14 protein-coding genes and 1 pseudogene are annotated in these 14336 nt (G+C 62.6%); 5 read left to right on the top strand and 10 right to left on the bottom strand.

Annotated elements, in window-relative coordinates; genetic code table 11:
• Nucleotides 1–22 precede the first annotated feature (22 nt).
• A pseudogene (moaC, locus tag TMZ1T_RS20900) lies at nucleotides 23–112 on the bottom strand (cyclic pyranopterin monophosphate synthase MoaC); the annotation flags it as partial.
• A gap of 185 nt (nucleotides 113–297) precedes the next feature.
• Complete coding sequence (locus TMZ1T_RS13365; protein ID WP_004300507.1) at nucleotides 298–594, bottom strand: hypothetical protein; 297 nt, start codon at nucleotides 592–594, stop codon at nucleotides 298–300.
• A 477-nt stretch (nucleotides 595–1071) separates the two neighbouring features.
• Here TMZ1T_RS13365 and TMZ1T_RS21130 point away from each other — a divergent pair, with 477 nt between their 5' ends.
• The 3 genes from TMZ1T_RS21130 to TMZ1T_RS20625 are packed head-to-tail and all read left to right on the top strand — an operon-like array spanning nucleotide 1072 to nucleotide 2871.
• Nucleotides 1072–1266 carry a hypothetical protein gene (locus tag TMZ1T_RS21130; protein WP_144312170.1) on the top strand — a complete coding sequence of 65 codons (195 nt, stop codon included), beginning with the start codon at nucleotides 1072–1074 and terminating at the stop codon, nucleotides 1264–1266.
• 9 nt (nucleotides 1267–1275) lie between these two features.
• Nucleotides 1276–1488 (top strand): hypothetical protein, encoded by a 213-nt coding sequence (locus tag TMZ1T_RS13360; RefSeq protein ID WP_012585673.1) that lies wholly within the window; start codon nucleotides 1276–1278, stop codon nucleotides 1486–1488.
• A gap of 9 nt (nucleotides 1489–1497) precedes the next feature.
• On the top strand, nucleotides 1498–2871 hold the full coding sequence (locus TMZ1T_RS20625; RefSeq protein ID WP_012585672.1) for an ankyrin repeat domain-containing protein: 1374 nt from the start codon (nucleotides 1498–1500) through the stop codon (nucleotides 2869–2871).
• A 111-nt stretch (nucleotides 2872–2982) separates the two neighbouring features.
• On the opposite strand, the gene TMZ1T_RS13355 is transcribed toward TMZ1T_RS20625, so the two are convergent.
• From TMZ1T_RS13355 to moaC (TMZ1T_RS13330), 7 genes are all read right to left on the bottom strand, one after another.
• Complete coding sequence (locus TMZ1T_RS13355) at nucleotides 2983–3579, bottom strand: hypothetical protein (protein ID WP_012585671.1); 597 nt, start codon at nucleotides 3577–3579, stop codon at nucleotides 2983–2985.
• 11 nt (nucleotides 3580–3590) lie between these two features.
• The gene (locus TMZ1T_RS21125) at nucleotides 3591–3962 is read right to left on the bottom strand and encodes a hypothetical protein (RefSeq protein ID WP_012585670.1); all 372 of its coding nucleotides are present in this window, start codon (nucleotides 3960–3962) and stop codon (nucleotides 3591–3593) included.
• Nucleotides 3963–4094: 132 nt separating this feature from the next.
• Entirely contained in the window at nucleotides 4095–6506 is a 2412-nt protein-coding gene (locus TMZ1T_RS20295; RefSeq protein ID WP_187283004.1) for a DNA primase family protein, read from the bottom strand.
• Complete coding sequence (locus tag TMZ1T_RS20620) at nucleotides 6503–6832, bottom strand: helix-turn-helix transcriptional regulator (RefSeq protein WP_012585668.1); 330 nt, start codon at nucleotides 6830–6832, stop codon at nucleotides 6503–6505. The genes TMZ1T_RS20295 and TMZ1T_RS20620 overlap by 4 nt, the downstream gene beginning before the upstream one ends.
• An 81-nt stretch (nucleotides 6833–6913) precedes the next feature.
• Nucleotides 6914–7453 (bottom strand): hypothetical protein, encoded by a 540-nt coding sequence (locus tag TMZ1T_RS13340; protein WP_144312169.1) that lies wholly within the window; start codon nucleotides 7451–7453, stop codon nucleotides 6914–6916.
• A gap of 125 nt (nucleotides 7454–7578) precedes the next feature.
• On the bottom strand, nucleotides 7579–8442 hold the full coding sequence (locus tag TMZ1T_RS13335; protein ID WP_144312168.1) for a tyrosine-type recombinase/integrase: 864 nt from the start codon (nucleotides 8440–8442) through the stop codon (nucleotides 7579–7581).
• A gap of 263 nt (nucleotides 8443–8705) precedes the next feature.
• The gene (moaC, locus tag TMZ1T_RS13330; protein ID WP_012585665.1) at nucleotides 8706–9194 is read right to left on the bottom strand and encodes a cyclic pyranopterin monophosphate synthase MoaC; all 489 of its coding nucleotides are present in this window, start codon (nucleotides 9192–9194) and stop codon (nucleotides 8706–8708) included.
• 123 nt (nucleotides 9195–9317) lie between these two features.
• Here moaC (TMZ1T_RS13330) and TMZ1T_RS13325 point away from each other — a divergent pair, with 123 nt between their 5' ends.
• Together TMZ1T_RS13325 and TMZ1T_RS13320 are read left to right on the top strand one after the other, a co-directional pair.
• Entirely contained in the window at nucleotides 9318–10757 is a 1440-nt protein-coding gene (locus TMZ1T_RS13325; protein WP_012585664.1) for a M48 family metalloprotease, read from the top strand.
• A gap of 106 nt (nucleotides 10758–10863) precedes the next feature.
• A complete protein-coding gene (locus tag TMZ1T_RS13320) occupies nucleotides 10864–11094 on the top strand; it encodes a sulfurtransferase TusA family protein (protein WP_004300518.1) in 231 nt (76 codons plus the stop codon).
• Between the two features lie 221 nt (nucleotides 11095–11315).
• On the opposite strand, the gene TMZ1T_RS13315 is transcribed toward TMZ1T_RS13320, so the two are convergent.
• Nucleotides 11316–14300, bottom strand: coding sequence for a valine--tRNA ligase (locus tag TMZ1T_RS13315; protein WP_012585663.1), 2985 nt, complete (start codon nucleotides 14298–14300; stop codon nucleotides 11316–11318).
• Nucleotides 14301–14336 lie beyond the last annotated feature (36 nt).

Here is a 14336-nt window from a genome sequence, read left to right as displayed (position 1 = left end):
CACGCCCGACGCCGCGCCCCCCTCACGCCTTCCAGTGCCCCGACTTGCCGCCCAGCTTCTCCATCAGCTGGATGCCCTCCATGCGCATGCCGCGGTCCACCGCCTTGCACATGCAGTTGACCCACCCTGAAACCCAGCAAATACGCGGGTTTCGTCCTTCCTCGTCGTGCGCTGTCCATCGGTGGTTGGACAAAATTTGGACAGCCTGAACTGTCCCTGTGCTGCATCGGTGGCGCTGCGTCAAACGCTCGCGAAAAGGGCACGAGTTCACCCCGTGCCCGTGTCGGTTCTCGCCTGTTAGGCGAACGCGGTTTCTGCGATCACATCGACCATGTCCGCTAGGGCGGACTCACGCACCGTGAGGCGGTCGCGTTCGAGCAATGCGGGGTACTCATCCATCCAGCCTTCGGCGGCGTCAGTGTCGCCGTGCATGATCGCGTGCGCCGTGCGCACCATGCCGCACTCCAGGGCGGTCATGTCCTTCCCCATGAAAGCTAGGTTCAGGTCGGTAGCATCCGCGCGCAGTAGGGTGGCGGCGAAACGTTCGGCGGCGTCGGCGGGGAACTTCGAGAGGGTAAGATACAGGTCAGCCATGATCGACTCCAAGTCAGTCGGTAGTGGTCAGGCGGTCGGGGAGTTGCCGCTCCCCGATTCGCCGCTCATCCCGTTCGGGACAGTTCTACTATAGGCAATGTCTCGCAGAGAGTCAAGAAATATCGTTAAAGATCAGCGATTTACGTGTAATCGCGTTGTATGCTGCGGTCCTGTCGGGGCGCGCGTGCTCGGTCTGTCTGTCGCGCGCTCGCAGCGTCAAGGGGGAGGGGGGTCCCCCTGCCGGGTGGGACATCGACCCGACCACCCCCGCCCACGTCCGATCTATCGCACTCATCATCCCCGGCTCCAAAAGACCCTGTAAACTTCTTAACAGCATACGCAAGCGGTATAGTCGAAGCGTCATCGCCTGATGATGATAGGTGCCCCCGCCCGCGTCGCCTGTTTACATAACTCGTTCGTCAAGCCCCTTGCAGTATGTCGTGCCTGAGAATAGACGCCATGGCACAGGGAGAGGTCATGCAGGACAACGAACCTACACGCGCGCAGCGCATGGCGGCGCAACTTAAAGCAGATCAGGCACGTTTGATCGAGCGGGGCGTACTGCCCCCGGACATTGTGCGCCGCACGGTCAAGGCGTCAGAGAAGGAAACGCCGGAGCAGCGCGAGAGACGACGTGCTGCGCTGGAGAAACTACGGTCATTCTTGGACTAGGGAGGTTTTATGAACGACCTGATGGGCCAGTTGATCGCCCAATTATTCGTTTGGCCGGTTGTGGCTCTTGTCCTCTTCTATTACCCGATTCGCAAGGTTTGCGTTCGTGCGGGTCTGAGTCCCCATAACGCCTTTTGGGTCTTGGTGCCTTTCCTCGGCTGGTTGATCATTCTGGGCATTCTTGCTTTTTCAAGTTGGCCAAACCGGATAGAGGAAGACTGAGGAAAGAAGATGGACATTCTGCTGCTGGGTTTCATCGGCTGGACTTTGTTGTGCTGCGCATTGATCGCTAGAAAGGCAGGCTATTCAGGATGGTGGTCTATTTTAATGGTCATTCCAATAATAAGCTTGGTTTTGATGTGGCGTTTCCCGTTCTTGAAATGGCCAGCGCTCAGGCGACAACCGCAGCCTGAATCCGTACGTGAATCGTCCGCAAGAATGGCCAAGGGAGCTTCACAGCACGATGGGGTGACGTACGTCGTACCTGCGATTGGGGTTCAGTTCGAGGCAGCATCTCAAAAGAATGATGAGGCTGTGCTTGATGCCCTTTTAGAAGTTGATCTCGTGCCTGCTGAGGTGAGTCTTGACAGGATTTACGAAGAAGTGGCTGAGGAACTAGAGAGGGAAAGGGTCGATAAAGGGCTGTGGACTAGGCTGTACGCGGAATTTGATGGCGATGAAAGAAAAGTAAAGGTTGGGTACATCAAGGCCCGTGCAGAAAAGCTGCTTCGTGAAAAAGGCGAAGAGATTCGGATTGCCCGCTTGCGTCATGAGGAGAAGCTAAGGGCTATAAGCCAACTGAAAATGAAACGAGATTATATTCGTGAGAATATTGATCGTGCTTCGTCAGACGGTCGCGCAGATGCTGGCCTCGAGGGTCTTTCATCAACACACACTGCAACGTTGTTTCTAAATTCAGTTAGGTTCAGTCGCATTGACGAGGCAAGGTCTTGGCTTGATGAAAACCCAGCGTTAGTCGACGTTAAAGATAGCGGGGGTATGACTGCGCTTCACATAGCCGCACGAGAAGGTTATGCGGATATGATTAAATTTCTGATCCAGAGAGGAGCTTCTCTGACGGCTAGAAATTTGGAAGGGAAGGTTCCGTTAGATCTGTCTGCCGGGTTCGGTGCTCAATGGATAAATGAAGTGCTTGGATCAACGCAAGTCCGCCAAAAAAGAGACAAAGAAAATTCGGAAAACAGTTCAGTGAGAAAGGGGGTTGATATAGCCCTTATGAATGTCAGGGCCTCTAGAAAGCTTCTTACTGAAGACGATATGATCCGTGCGCTCCGAGAGAAAGGTTCAAGCTTGGCAAAAAATTTCTGGAGTGACGTAAAAGATGGGAATCATGTATTCATCAGCCGGGAACTAGATAGAAATCCGTGGCTCGCAGCAGTTGCCTTCGATTATGGCGAAACGGCACTGCACAAAGCGGTAGGCCGTAAAGATCTCTGGTTAATTGAACATCTTCTAATTGCAGGTGCTATGCCGGATAAGGCTGCGGATTACGGGAAGTCGGCGCTTGACTTAGCGAGGGCGTCTGGGGATGGCGACATTGTCACGCTTCTAGAGTGCTGTTCTGAATTTGATGCTAAGTCATGACGAATGGTTGATTGCGTTGCCTCGAAGAGCCCCGCTCTAACGGTTGAAAACCCCTGAGGCTGAGACGGCTTGGTGATTAGCGCCTGCGGCGAGCTGAAGCTGCTTTGAGTTTCACACAGTCTTCTGTGTATCTGTCGCGGTCAGCCTTACCCGGTTGCGCAGCGGGCTGAGTTCCTCACCAAGGCCGGAGCGTTTCAGCTCACCATCGAGCCATTTGCACACAGCGTCTGTCTTATCCGCGCTCAGAATGCCGTCCGTCTTGCGGGCCTTGGTGATCGCCCGTACTGCTGTCTCTTCGATCAGTCGCCACACGTCGGGCCATCCGTACATCGTGACCAAGTCGCGGAGGATTTTTCCGGCAATGATGCCGGGGCGCTCGATGTCCCACAGTTCCATGCACCAGCGTTCCGCGTCGTTGAAGTCGTCAAATGTTGCCGGAAGTTCTCGCGAATAGTCTCCCTCGATCCGATACTCCATTGCCACCCCGGCAAGGCTGATCAGGATTTCGCGCTCGTCGTACGAATGAACATGAATCCATCCAGCGCCGGAGCGCTGGATTCTGAGGGTGTAGGGGTTGGCATCGACGAGGCGCGCCACGAACAGATGCGCGGTTTCATGCAGTGCGCTGCGGCACAGGCGGTCGCGGGTTCGCTCGTTGGCGTTGGGGTAGCGGGTGGCGACCGCAGCGGCGAGGTTGGGGTAGTTCATCGTTGTCGTTCTCATGCTTGGTTGTTGGGGGGATACCAGACGGCGGGGTAGCCTTCGTCACCGTTTGACCAGTCACGTTTTCGACGCCATCCGAGTCGGCGCAGCGCCTTGCCGACGTCGCCCGCTGAAGGGTGTTGTCGTGTGCGCCCGATCAGCTGATGAACCAGCGGCGGCAGTCTGATGCCTTCGGCCTTGATGCTGTCCGGGATGTCGTCGAGGACCTTGCGCAGGCGGTCATCCAAGGGGGTGAGGCGGTCACGCCATCGACGTTCCTTTTCGACTGCCTGACGTTGCTGGGCTGCGGTGTGTTGTTGGGCGATCTGCTCGGGTTGCGGGATCTCTGCGAGCATGGCCGTGACGAAAGCGCGTTGCTGTTTACTCATTTACAGTTCTCCAGATGTGGTGTGCAGGGGTGTGCAGGGTTTGAGGGTTTTTTAAGGTTTGAGCAGAATGAAATTTCTATAGAGAAAAACATTGAAAACGACCGCAACCCTGCACAACCCTGCGCAGAGCGGTCACACCAAACTTCCCTGACGCGGCGTGAGACCGAGATAGATCATTCCCTGCCGTTCCTTGCGCTTCGTAAAACCGCGCTCATCGAGCTTCTGCGCGAATCGAACCTCGGTAATGACTTGGTGTCCGCCGTCCTTGGCCCACGTCGAATAGTCCTGATACGCGCTTCGAGCGCGGCACCGCATCGCCGGGCCAACACTGCACTGCTCATCGAGCCATTGGGCGATCAGGTCCATATCGGACTTGTACTGATCCACCTCGCGCACAACGTCGGATGGGAGGTCGAGCCCGACACGCTGCCACTCAAGGCAACCGCGAATCAGCCAGTTCAGCACCCCCGGATATTCATCGCGGAGCTTTTCGGCCAGCATCCTGTCTCGCTTCTCCGGAGGGATCGTTACCAAGAAGGGGATCAGCACGATCCGGCGCCAGATTCCGTGATCGTCACCACGGATAACGGGTCGATGGTTTCCAGCGAGCCACAGTTTGAATTTCGGGACGAAGTCGAACGGCTCGCCGTGCAGAACACGCGCGGTCATGGCGTCACCCCCGGACATCTGCTTAACCCTCGATTCGTGAAGGCGTTGCCCGTCTTCGGTTTCGACCATCGCGACCATGCGCACGCCCGCGAGCCTTGCAAGCTCCGGAGTCGGGCCACTCGGGTTCGTGTTGCGTTGTGCCATGATGACTTCGGGTTGCGACTGCAGCCCGTGACCGCCCATGATTTCCCGCAGCGCATTGATTACCGTGCTCTTGCCGTTCGCACCTACGCCGTAAGCGAAGAAGAAAACCTGTTCGCTCGTCGATCCGGTCAAGGTGTATCCCGCCGCACGCTGGATGAAGTCCGCGAGTTGCCTGTTACCTCCCATGCACCCGTCGAGCATCGCTTCCCAAGTGGGGCAGGTGGCGCCCGCCACATATTCAACGTTTGCGATCTTCGTAATCAGGTCTTCCGGGCGGCTTTGGCGAAACGTGCCCGTCCGCAATTCGACGACACCGTTTTTCACGCCCAGCAACCAGGGGTCGGCATCAAGTTCCGACACTGAGACGGCCAAGGGGGCTTGCGCGAGCTTGACCATTGCTTCGAGGCGTGGAAGTTGAAGGCTTGCGTTCGCCCACTTGAAAAGCGCATTCCGGTCCGCTGCTGTCGCCAGTTCGCCAGCGTCGGAGAACATCCGGGTTGCGACCCGTTTCGCAAGCTCGACAATCTGTCCCTTGCGGTCGTAGCGCCAGTGTCCTTCGTGCCAGACCAGCCAGATACGCAGCTCGACGACGTAACGAAGGCGTTCGCCGCACGCCCTTACAAAGCGTTCCGCGTTCGACGTATCGTTGAGGGTCTGCGCAATGTCGGGCGTGGGCTGCTTTGTCGAATTGACGACGTGGCGAGGATCTACCCAACCGTTCTGTTCAGCGAGCTTGAATACCGACCCCATCCCGATTCGCTCGGTCCGCTGGGCGTCGTAGGATCGCCAGTCCTTGCCGAAATCGTCCTCGTCGAAGTCCTCAGGGCTGGTCATACACCACTCGCGCGCGAGTTCTTCGGCGCAGTTCCAGCCTGTCGCGGCGAACCCCCAGAGCACGGTCAAGTAAATGTCGCGTGTGCAGCCCTTCGCTTTCGAGGAAGGAATGGCCGCAGCGGCGGACCGAAGCCGTTCAACGTTCTCCCGGGTTTCCGGCTCAGGAAGCGCGGACCGTCCTGTTGACCATTCGTTACTGATTGCCACGCTCGCGAGGTGCGCAGGCGCCCCCGTCGGTGTCGAAGGTGCAAGGATCTCGCGCCCCCGTTCAATGAAGGGCTGCGGGTCAAGGAACGCGCCCTCCAGGCGCATCGACCGGCGATGCTCGGCCATCTCGGGCGGACAACTGGGGAAGTAATACAGGCGCGCGGCGTCCTTTGTCGCCGGGTCGAAGATGTCGGTGCCGAAATGCGCTTTCGCTCCCTCCAAGAAGGCGCGCCAGTCCTTCACGGGTACCGGCCTCAACAGAGGCGCTACGACCCGCGCTTTCGTCTTGTCCGGGCTGTGGCTGTGCGTCGTGTAGATCGCCGCTTGAAGGCCCGCAAAACGCGCAGCAAGCTCACCAAACGAAACGCCGTCATCCGAGTCCGTGACCAGCATCGAAAGCGCTTCCACGTCAGAATTTCGGCGGGTTCCGCCGTGGGTGAGCGAGTAGGGGCCGAAGGCCAGTCCGGATTTCTCGGCCCGGATGTCGTGGTTCAAAAGGCGCGGTTCGAAGCGCTCCCAACCGACCAAGCCGTGACGCTTCGGTGAAGGCTGCTTTTCGTTCGCGTAAATAGCCACCGCAACGCGGGGGGCGGGGCGTTCTTCGGTCTGGGGTATAATGGCGGGCATGTGAAGTCCTTCCGCCTGCTCGGGTGATCCCGGCAGGCGTTTTTGTTTTTGGGGGAGCGTCAAGCGGCAACCGTGCTTTGCATACGGCGCGAGTCGACCCATGCTTCGATCTCGGAGAGCTTCCAGACCGTGACCCGCTCCGACAACTTGATGGGCTTCGGGAACGTGGGGTCGTCCTTCGTGCGGCGCCACACGGTGGCGACTCCGCACCCCAGGAATGCGGCGACACCCTTCACGCGGAGGCATTCGCGCAGGAGTTGCACGTGGTTTTTTTCGGGGCGCTGGTGGGCCGGATTTTCGGGCACCCCCAAGTGCGTGCGCAGTTGCTGCGCGCCGTTCTTTGCGGGGGTGTGGTGGCGCGGGGTTGCGCTGGTCGTCTCAGTTTGCATGTCCTAGTTCCTCAAGGTGTAGCGTCATATCGACGTGAGGAAGATAGAACCCGGCGCCCCGCGCTATAAGAGTTTCACTATTTAACTGGGGTATCTTTCTTCGATTTCGCGGATGATGTCGCCAAATAGATCAGCGTGCTTACGTCCGAGTGTCCTGCGTCTGTCGCTGTTTTTCACGGTCGCGGCGTAGTCGTTTTCGTCCATTTCGCCATGCCTGATCAGCACGTCGGCCACACCGAACACGAACGCTTTTACGGACAGGCTGCCACCTCGCGGTGGCTTGATGCCCCTGAGCCTTAGTTCCAGAAAGCAGGTGATCAGGTCTGCACAAAACGCCATGCGTTCCTGTCCTCGGCGTTTCTTCCCAGGTCCGCGCGCTCCGGCTACGCGCTCCAGAATTTGCATGCGAGCGTCGGTTTCTTCCTGCGTGTCAGCGATGAATCCCACATATTTCATGGGCTTCGGTGCAGTGGTCCTTGGTCGTCCCCCACGCTTTGCCGTTTCCCGCTCGATCTCACGGATGAGGGCGTCGGCCTCGGCTGCTTGCTTGAGGATCGACAGGGGCACCATCACATTAATCTTGCCGCTCTTGCCGCGTTCGTCGTTCTGCCCGTTTGTCACGATGCACCCTGAATGGTGGTGATGTCGTATGCGACACAGCATACTGGAGCGCACGGGGTTCGTTAAGTTTTGAAATCATCGAAAAAACAGAAGTTTACAAAATCACGTCGAACCCCGCCCTGTGCTTAACCGTGTCGCGCCAGCTTTTCCGCGAGTGCTTCGGCGTTGGGGTGGTAGTACCGCTTCAGCATCTGGAGCGATTTGTGTCCGGTCACGGCGGACAACTCCGCAAGGTTGGTCAGCTTCTCGGCAAGTCTGGTGGTTGCCGTGTGTCGCAAGTCGTGGAAGTGGAGCCCGTCGATTCCCGCTCGGTCGCACGCCAGCTTGAACCGCAGGTGCAGGGCTGGTTCCGAGATTGGGAACACGCGCCCATCAATGGCGCGCGGCATGTGCTTGAGGGTGTCGATTGCGCGGGGTGAAAGCGGCACAAGGCGTCGTGTGCCGTTTTTGGTGTCGGGAAGTAGGGCGGTGCGCTTGTCGAGGCTGACATGCTCCCACCGCAGCGCAAGCAGTTCGCCGCGCCGCATGGCCGTTTCCAGTGCAAGGATGATGATCGGCTGGAGCCAGGGACTACGACGCCCGATAGGGGCCGATGCGGCCAGCAGGCGGGCTTCTTCGTCGTGCGATAGCACGCGTTCCCGCCCTTGAGGCTGGCGGGGCTTACGGATCGCCTGAACGGCGTTTTCAACCGGGAAGCCCCATTCCCTGCGCGCATGGTTCAGGACCGACGAAATCAGGGCGAGGTCACGCAGCACGGTTCCCGCCGATACGGTCTTCAAACGCTCGTCGCGGAACTTCGCCACCGCTGCGGCGCTGAGGTTTGCCAGTGAATGCTTGGCGAGCTTGTTTGCCCGCAGGGCGTTCAGCCGGATGGCTTCATCCTTCGCCCCCTTCTTGCAGGGCGTGACCTCTTCGGCGTACCGCAGCAGGATGTCTGCAAGCGTTGTTCGCTCGACTGATGCACGGTTCTGATGGACGCCCTTGTCCATCTCGACTTCGATGGATCGTGCCCATGTTTCCGCGTCCGCCTTCGTTGCGAAGGACTTGGTTTCGGGCGGGAAGCCGTGCCGTGTGACGCGACATTGCCACCTGTTCCCGCGTTGCCTGATTGATGCCATCGTTGCCCCCAGTTGGACAAACGATGGACAGAACGCCGATTTGGTTGGGGTGCTGCGCTCGGGTGTCGGGTTTGGAGGCCAACCGATCAAGCTTCAGGGTTCAACAGCCTCCCAGCAAAATCAGTGCTTTAGCCTCACGCCTTCCAGTGCCCCGACTTGCCGCCCAGCTTCTCCATCAGCTGGATGCCCTCCATGCGCATGCCGCGGTCCACCGCCTTGCACATGTCGTAGATGGTGAGCAGGCCGACGTTGACCGCGGTGAGCGCCTCCATCTCGACGCCGGTGCGGCCGACGGTCTCGGCGGTGACCGTGCAGCGGATGGCGTGCGCGGCCGCGTCGAGCTCGAACTCGACCGCGACGCGGGTGAGCGGGATGGGGTGGCAGAGCGGGATCAGCTCGCTGGTGCGCTTGGAGGCCTGGATCGCGGCGATGCGGGCGATGCCGAGCACGTCGCCCTTCTTCGCGCTGCCCGACTTCACCATGTCGAAGGTGGCGGGCAGCATGTGGATGCGGCCGGTGGCGACCGCGACGCGGCGGGTTTCGGCCTTGGCACCGACGTCGACCATGTGGGCCTGGCCGTCGGCGTCGAAGTGGGTCAGCGGACTGGATTCCGGAGTGCTCATGGTGGGGCAGGGCAGAAGATGCGGGTGTGCCGCGGCGGCAATCGCCACGCGGCGGGAGGCGCCGCTACACGTCGATACATCGGCGGGGGAACGGGCGCGGATCGGCGGGTATCATAGCATCCGATGATGCGCCGACCCCTCGCCCTGCTGCTCAGCCTCGCGCTGGCCCTGCCTGCGCCGGCCCCCGTGCTCGCCGCCGATCTGCCCGATCTCGGCGACGTGGCCGCGTCCGAACTCTCTCCCGCGGCCGAACGCAAGATCGGCGAACAGATCATCCGCGAGATCCGCTGGCGTGACGCGGCCTATCTCGACGATGCGGAGGTCGAGGAGTACGTGAACCGCCTCGGCCAGCGCCTCGCCGCGGTGAGCAACAACCCGGGACTCGACTTCGACTTCTTCGTCGTGCGCGACGCCACGCTCAACGCCTTCGCGCTGCCGGGCGGCTTCATCGGCGTGCACACCGGGCTGATCCTGGCGGCGGAGGGCGAGTCCGAGTTCGCCTCGGTGCTCGGCCACGAGATCGCCCACGTCACCCAGCGCCACATCGCGCAGATCGTCGGCAAGCAGAGCCAGTCGGCGATGCTGATGATCGCCTCGATGCTGGTCGCGGTGCTGGCCGCGCGCAGCAACTCGGATGTCAGCACCGCGGCGATCGCTGCCGGCCAGGCCGGGGCGATCCAGTCCCAACTCGGCTACACCCGCGCCTTCGAGCGCGAGGCCGACCGCGCCGGCCTCGAGACCCTGGACAAGGCCGGGCTCGACGTGCGCGGCATGCCCGGCTTCTTCGAGCGCCTGCAACGCAACACGCGTGTGTACGAGAACAACGCGCCGGCTTACCTGCGCACCCACCCGCTGACCACCGAGCGCATCGCCGACATGGAGAACCGCGTCGCGGCGATGCGCTATCGCCAGGTGCCGGACTCGGCGGATTTCCGCTTCGCGCGTGCCAAGCTGCGCGCCAACGCCGGCCAGCCCGCCGAGGCGGTGCAGGAGCTGGAGGACCGCCTCGCGCGCGAGCCCAAGGACGAGGCGCTCGCCTACGGTCTCGCCCGTGCGCTGATGCGCGCCGGTCGCCTCGACGAGGCCGAGGCCCGCCTGCAGCCGCTGCGCGCGAAGGCGGCGGGCCTGGCCTGGGTCGAGGGGCTGGCGGCGGAGATCCGTCTCGCGCGCAACGACGCCGGGGGCGCGATCCGCATCCTCGAGGCCGCGCAGAAGCAGTTTCCGTCCAGCCGCAGCGTGAGCTACGCGCTCGCCGATGCGCGCATCCTCGGCGGACGGGCGGACGTCGCCGCGACCGAACTGCGCCGCCGCATCGACAACCGCAGCGGTGATCCGCGCCTGTGGCAGCTGCTGTCGCGCGCCTACGCGGCCCTCGGACAGCGCACCGAGCAGCACCGCACCCAGGCCGAGGTGTACTACCTGCGCGGCAGCCTGCCGGCCGCGATCGAGCAGCTTGAGATCGCGCGCAGGGCCAGCGATGGCGACTTCTATACCCTGTCGGCGGTGGATGCGCGCCTGCGCGAGCTCAAGCAGCGCCTGCTCGAGGAAAAGCGCGAGCGCTGAACGACCTCGCGCCGCATGTCGCGCAGCGTGACGGGCGCGCCTTCCGGGGCGCAATGCCATCCTTTAGAATCGGCCGCCTTCAACACGACCCAACCAGGGAGCGGGGATGAGATACGACAAGGAAGTGGATGCGCGCGGGCTCAACTGCCCGCTACCGATCCTGCGGGCCAAGAAGATGCTGTCCGAGATGCAGAGCGGACAGATCGTCCGCGTGCTGGCGACCGATCCCGGGTCGATCAAGGATTTCCAGGCGTTTGCGCGCCAGACCGGCAACGAGTTGCTCGGCCAGGGTGAAACGTCCGACAAGGCCTACGAGTTCTTCCTGAAGCGGAAGTAGTTTTCGGCGCTTGCCGGAGTTCCGCGCGGGCTGGGGCGCCGCATCGCGACTCGCGTCGCTCCCACGGGCGCTTTCGGTAGGAGCGACGCAAGTCGCGATTTCGGCGCTGGAGGAAGCGAAGCGCTACGGCATTGGTAGGAGCGACGCAAGTCGCGATTCCGGCGTCGGAGGAAGCGCGACGCGCATTTGAACGGAATGCACGCGCGCCCTCCGTGCGGCCATCAGCCCCCCAGCTTGGCGAGCTGCGGCTTGAGCTTGCCCACCGTGGCCTTGAAGCCCGCCAGGCGGTCGCGTTCCTGCTGCACCACCGCGGCCGGCGCGCGGTCTACGAAGCTGGCGTTGCCGAGCTTGCCTTCGGCCTTGGCGATCTCGCCCTCCAGGCGGGCGATCTCCTTGCCCAGACGCTCGCGCTCGGCGGCGACGTCGATCTCCACCTTCAGCATCAGGCGGGTCTCGCCTGCGACCGCGACCGGGGCGAGCTCGTCGGCGCCGATCTCGTCCACGACCTGCACCTCGGCGAGCTTGGCGAGGCCGGCGAGGTAAGGCGCGTACAGCGCCAGTGCCGCCTTGTCGCCCGCGGCCACCAGCGGCAGGCGCTGCGCCGGGGAGATGTTCATCTCGCCGCGCAGGTTGCGGCAGGCGTAGATCATCGCCTTGAGCTCGGCGACCTTGGCCTCGGAGGCCTCGTCGATGCGCTTGGGCTCGGCCTGCGGGTAGCGCGCGCGCATGATGCTGTCGCCTTCCTTGCGCCCGGCGAGCGGGGCGACCGTCTGCCAGAGTTCTTCGGTGATGAAGGGGATCAGCGGGTGTGCCAGGCGCAGCACGGTCTCGAGCACGCGCAGCAGCGTGCGGCGGGTGGCGCGCTGCTGCGCCGGGGTGCCCGACTGGATCTGCACCTTGGCGAGCTCCAGGTACCAGTCGCAGTACTCGTCCCAGACGAACTCATACACCGCACGCGCGACCAGGTCGAAGCGGTAGGCCGCGAAGTGTTCTGCGACCTCGGCCTCGGTGCGTTGCAGGCGCGACACGATCCAGCGGTCGGCGAAGGAGAAGTCGAGCACCTCGGTGGAGCAGGCGACGGTCTCGCCGATGCCGCAGTCCTGGCCCTCGCAGTTCATCAGCACGAAGCGGGTGGCGTTCCACAGCTTGTTGCAGAAGTTGCGGTAGCCCTCGCAGCGCGCGAGGTCGAACTTGATGTCGCGGCCAGGGCTGGCGAGCGAGGCGAAGGTGAAGCGCAGCGCGTCGGTGCCGAAGGCGGGGATGCCCTCGGGGAATTCCTTGCGCGTCTTCTTCTCGATGCTCTGCGCCTGCTTCGGGTTCATCAGGCCGAAGGTGCGCTTCTTGATGAGTTCGTCGAGCGCGATGCCGTCGATGAGGTCGATCGGGTCGAGCACGTTGCCCTTGGACTTGCTCATCTTCTGGCCTTCCGCATCGCGGATCAGGCCGTGCACATACACGTGCTTGAAGGGGATCCTGCCGGTGATGTGCTTCGTCATCATCACCATGCGGGCGACCCAGAAGAAGATGATGTCGAAGCCGGTGACGAGCACGGTGGAGGGCAGGTAGAGGTCGAGCGCGTCGTTGCTCTTCTCCGGCCACTCGGCGGTCCAGTCGAGCGTGGAGAACGGCCACAGCGCGGACGAGTACCAGGTGTCGAGCACGTCGTCTTCCTGGCGCAGGCGGCCGGCGTCGTGGCGGGCGTGGAGCAGGGCGAGGCGCTCGGCGATCTCGGGGTATTGCTCGGCGGTCTGGCCTTCGCGCTGGCGCGTCTGCACCTCGGCGTCGAGGGCGTCGATGCCGAGCTGCAGGTCGGCCTTCCAGGCGCGGATCGCCTCTTCCTCGCAGGTGGCGACGTAGATGCGGCCTTCCTCGTCGTACCAGGCCGGGATGCGGTGGCCCCACCACAGCTGGCGCGAGATGCACCAGTCCTGGATGTTGTTGAGCCACTGGTTGTAGGTGTTGACCCAGTTCTCGGGGTAGAACTTGATCTCGCCCGAGGCCACGACCTCGAGCGCCTTGTCGGTGATCGACCTGCCGTCCGCGCCCGGCTTGCTCATGGCGACGAACCATTGATCGGTCAGCATCGGCTCGATGACGACCCCGGTGCGGTCGCCGCGCGGCACCTGCATCTTGTGCGCCTTGACCTCGAGCAGCAGGCCGAGCGCCTCGAGCGCCTCGACCACCTTCTCGCGCGCCGGTACGCGGTCGAGCCCGACGACGCCCGCCGGCATCGGCACACCCTCCAGGGTGACGCCGTCGGCGGTGTAGCGCTCGGCCACCGCGGGCACGGCGCCTTCGAGGGTGAGCACGACGATGGTGTCGAGCTTGTGGCGCTGGCCCACCGCGTAGTCGTTGAAGTCGTGCGCCGGCGTGACCTTCACGCAGCCGGTGCCGAACTCGCGATCGACGTAGTCGTCGGCGATGATCGGGATATGACGGCCGGTGAGCGGCAGCTCGACGGTCTTGCCGATGAGGTGGGCGTAGCGCTCGTCCTCGGGATGCACCATCACCGCGACGTCGCCGAGCAGGGTCTCGGGGCGGGTGGTGGCGACCGTCAGGCCTTGCAGGTCACCGATGGGGCCGTCGGAGAACGGATACAGGATGTGGTAGAGCTTGCCGTCCTCTTCCTCCGACACCACCTCGAGGTCGGACACCGCGGTGCCGAGCTTGGGGTCCCAGTTCACCAGGCGCTTGCCGCGGTAGATCAGGCCCTCGTTGTAGAGGCGCACGAAGGTCTCGGTGACGGTGCGCGACAGGCCCTCGTCCATCGTGAAGCGCTCGCGCTTCCAGTCCGGGCTGGTGCCGAGGCGGCGCATCTGGCGGGTGATGGTGCCGCCGGAGTATTCCTTCCACTCCCACACCTTCTCCAGGAAGCGCTCGCGGCCGAGGTCGTGGCGGCTGACGCCCTGGGCGTCGAGCTGGCGCTCGACGACGATCTGGGTGGCGATGCCGGCGTGGTCGGTGCCCGGCTGCCACAGCGTGTTGTCGCCGCGCATGCGGTGGTAGCGCGTGAGCGCGTCCATGATCGTCTGGTTGAAGCCGTGCCCCATGTGCAGCGTGCCGGTGACGTTGGGCGGCGGCAGCAGGATGCAGAAGGCGGCGGGGTTCGACTTGTCGAGCCCGGCGTCGAAAAAGCCGCGGGATTCCCATTCCGGGTACCAGCGACGTTCGATGTCGGCGGGCTCGAAGCTCTTGGCCAGTTCCATGGTGTTCTACGCGCGTGAAGGCAAAGCGCGGATTAT

Source organism: Thauera aminoaromatica (assembly GCF_000021765.1).
In the GTDB taxonomy this organism is placed as follows: Bacteria; Pseudomonadota; Gammaproteobacteria; order Burkholderiales; family Rhodocyclaceae; genus Thauera; species Thauera aminoaromatica.
This window is presented reverse-complemented; position numbering and strand designations above follow the sequence as displayed.

Coding starts and splice junctions, on each gene's coding strand:
- TMZ1T_RS13355 (WP_012585671.1), bottom strand. CDS start 3,579: ATGAACTACCCCAACCTCGCCGCTGCGGTCGCCACCCGCTACCCCAAC.
- TMZ1T_RS13360 (WP_012585673.1), top strand. CDS start 1,276: ATGAACGACCTGATGGGCCAGTTGATCGCCCAATTATTCGTTTGGCCG.
- TMZ1T_RS13335 (WP_144312168.1), bottom strand. CDS start 8,442: ATGGACAAGGGCGTCCATCAGAACCGTGCATCAGTCGAGCGAACAACG.
- moaC (WP_012585665.1), bottom strand. CDS start 9,194: ATGAGCACTCCGGAATCCAGTCCGCTGACCCACTTCGACGCCGACGGC.
- TMZ1T_RS13365 (WP_004300507.1), bottom strand. CDS start 594: ATGGCTGACCTGTATCTTACCCTCTCGAAGTTCCCCGCCGACGCCGCC.
- TMZ1T_RS20620 (WP_012585668.1), bottom strand. CDS start 6,832: ATGCAAACTGAGACGACCAGCGCAACCCCGCGCCACCACACCCCCGCA.
- TMZ1T_RS20625 (WP_012585672.1), top strand. CDS start 1,498: ATGGACATTCTGCTGCTGGGTTTCATCGGCTGGACTTTGTTGTGCTGC.
- TMZ1T_RS13320 (WP_004300518.1), top strand. CDS start 10,864: ATGAGATACGACAAGGAAGTGGATGCGCGCGGGCTCAACTGCCCGCTA.
- TMZ1T_RS21130 (WP_144312170.1), top strand. CDS start 1,072: ATGCAGGACAACGAACCTACACGCGCGCAGCGCATGGCGGCGCAACTT.
- TMZ1T_RS13315 (WP_012585663.1), bottom strand. CDS start 14,300: ATGGAACTGGCCAAGAGCTTCGAGCCCGCCGACATCGAACGTCGCTGG.
- TMZ1T_RS21125 (WP_012585670.1), bottom strand. CDS start 3,962: ATGAGTAAACAGCAACGCGCTTTCGTCACGGCCATGCTCGCAGAGATC.
- TMZ1T_RS13325 (WP_012585664.1), top strand. CDS start 9,318: ATGATGCGCCGACCCCTCGCCCTGCTGCTCAGCCTCGCGCTGGCCCTG.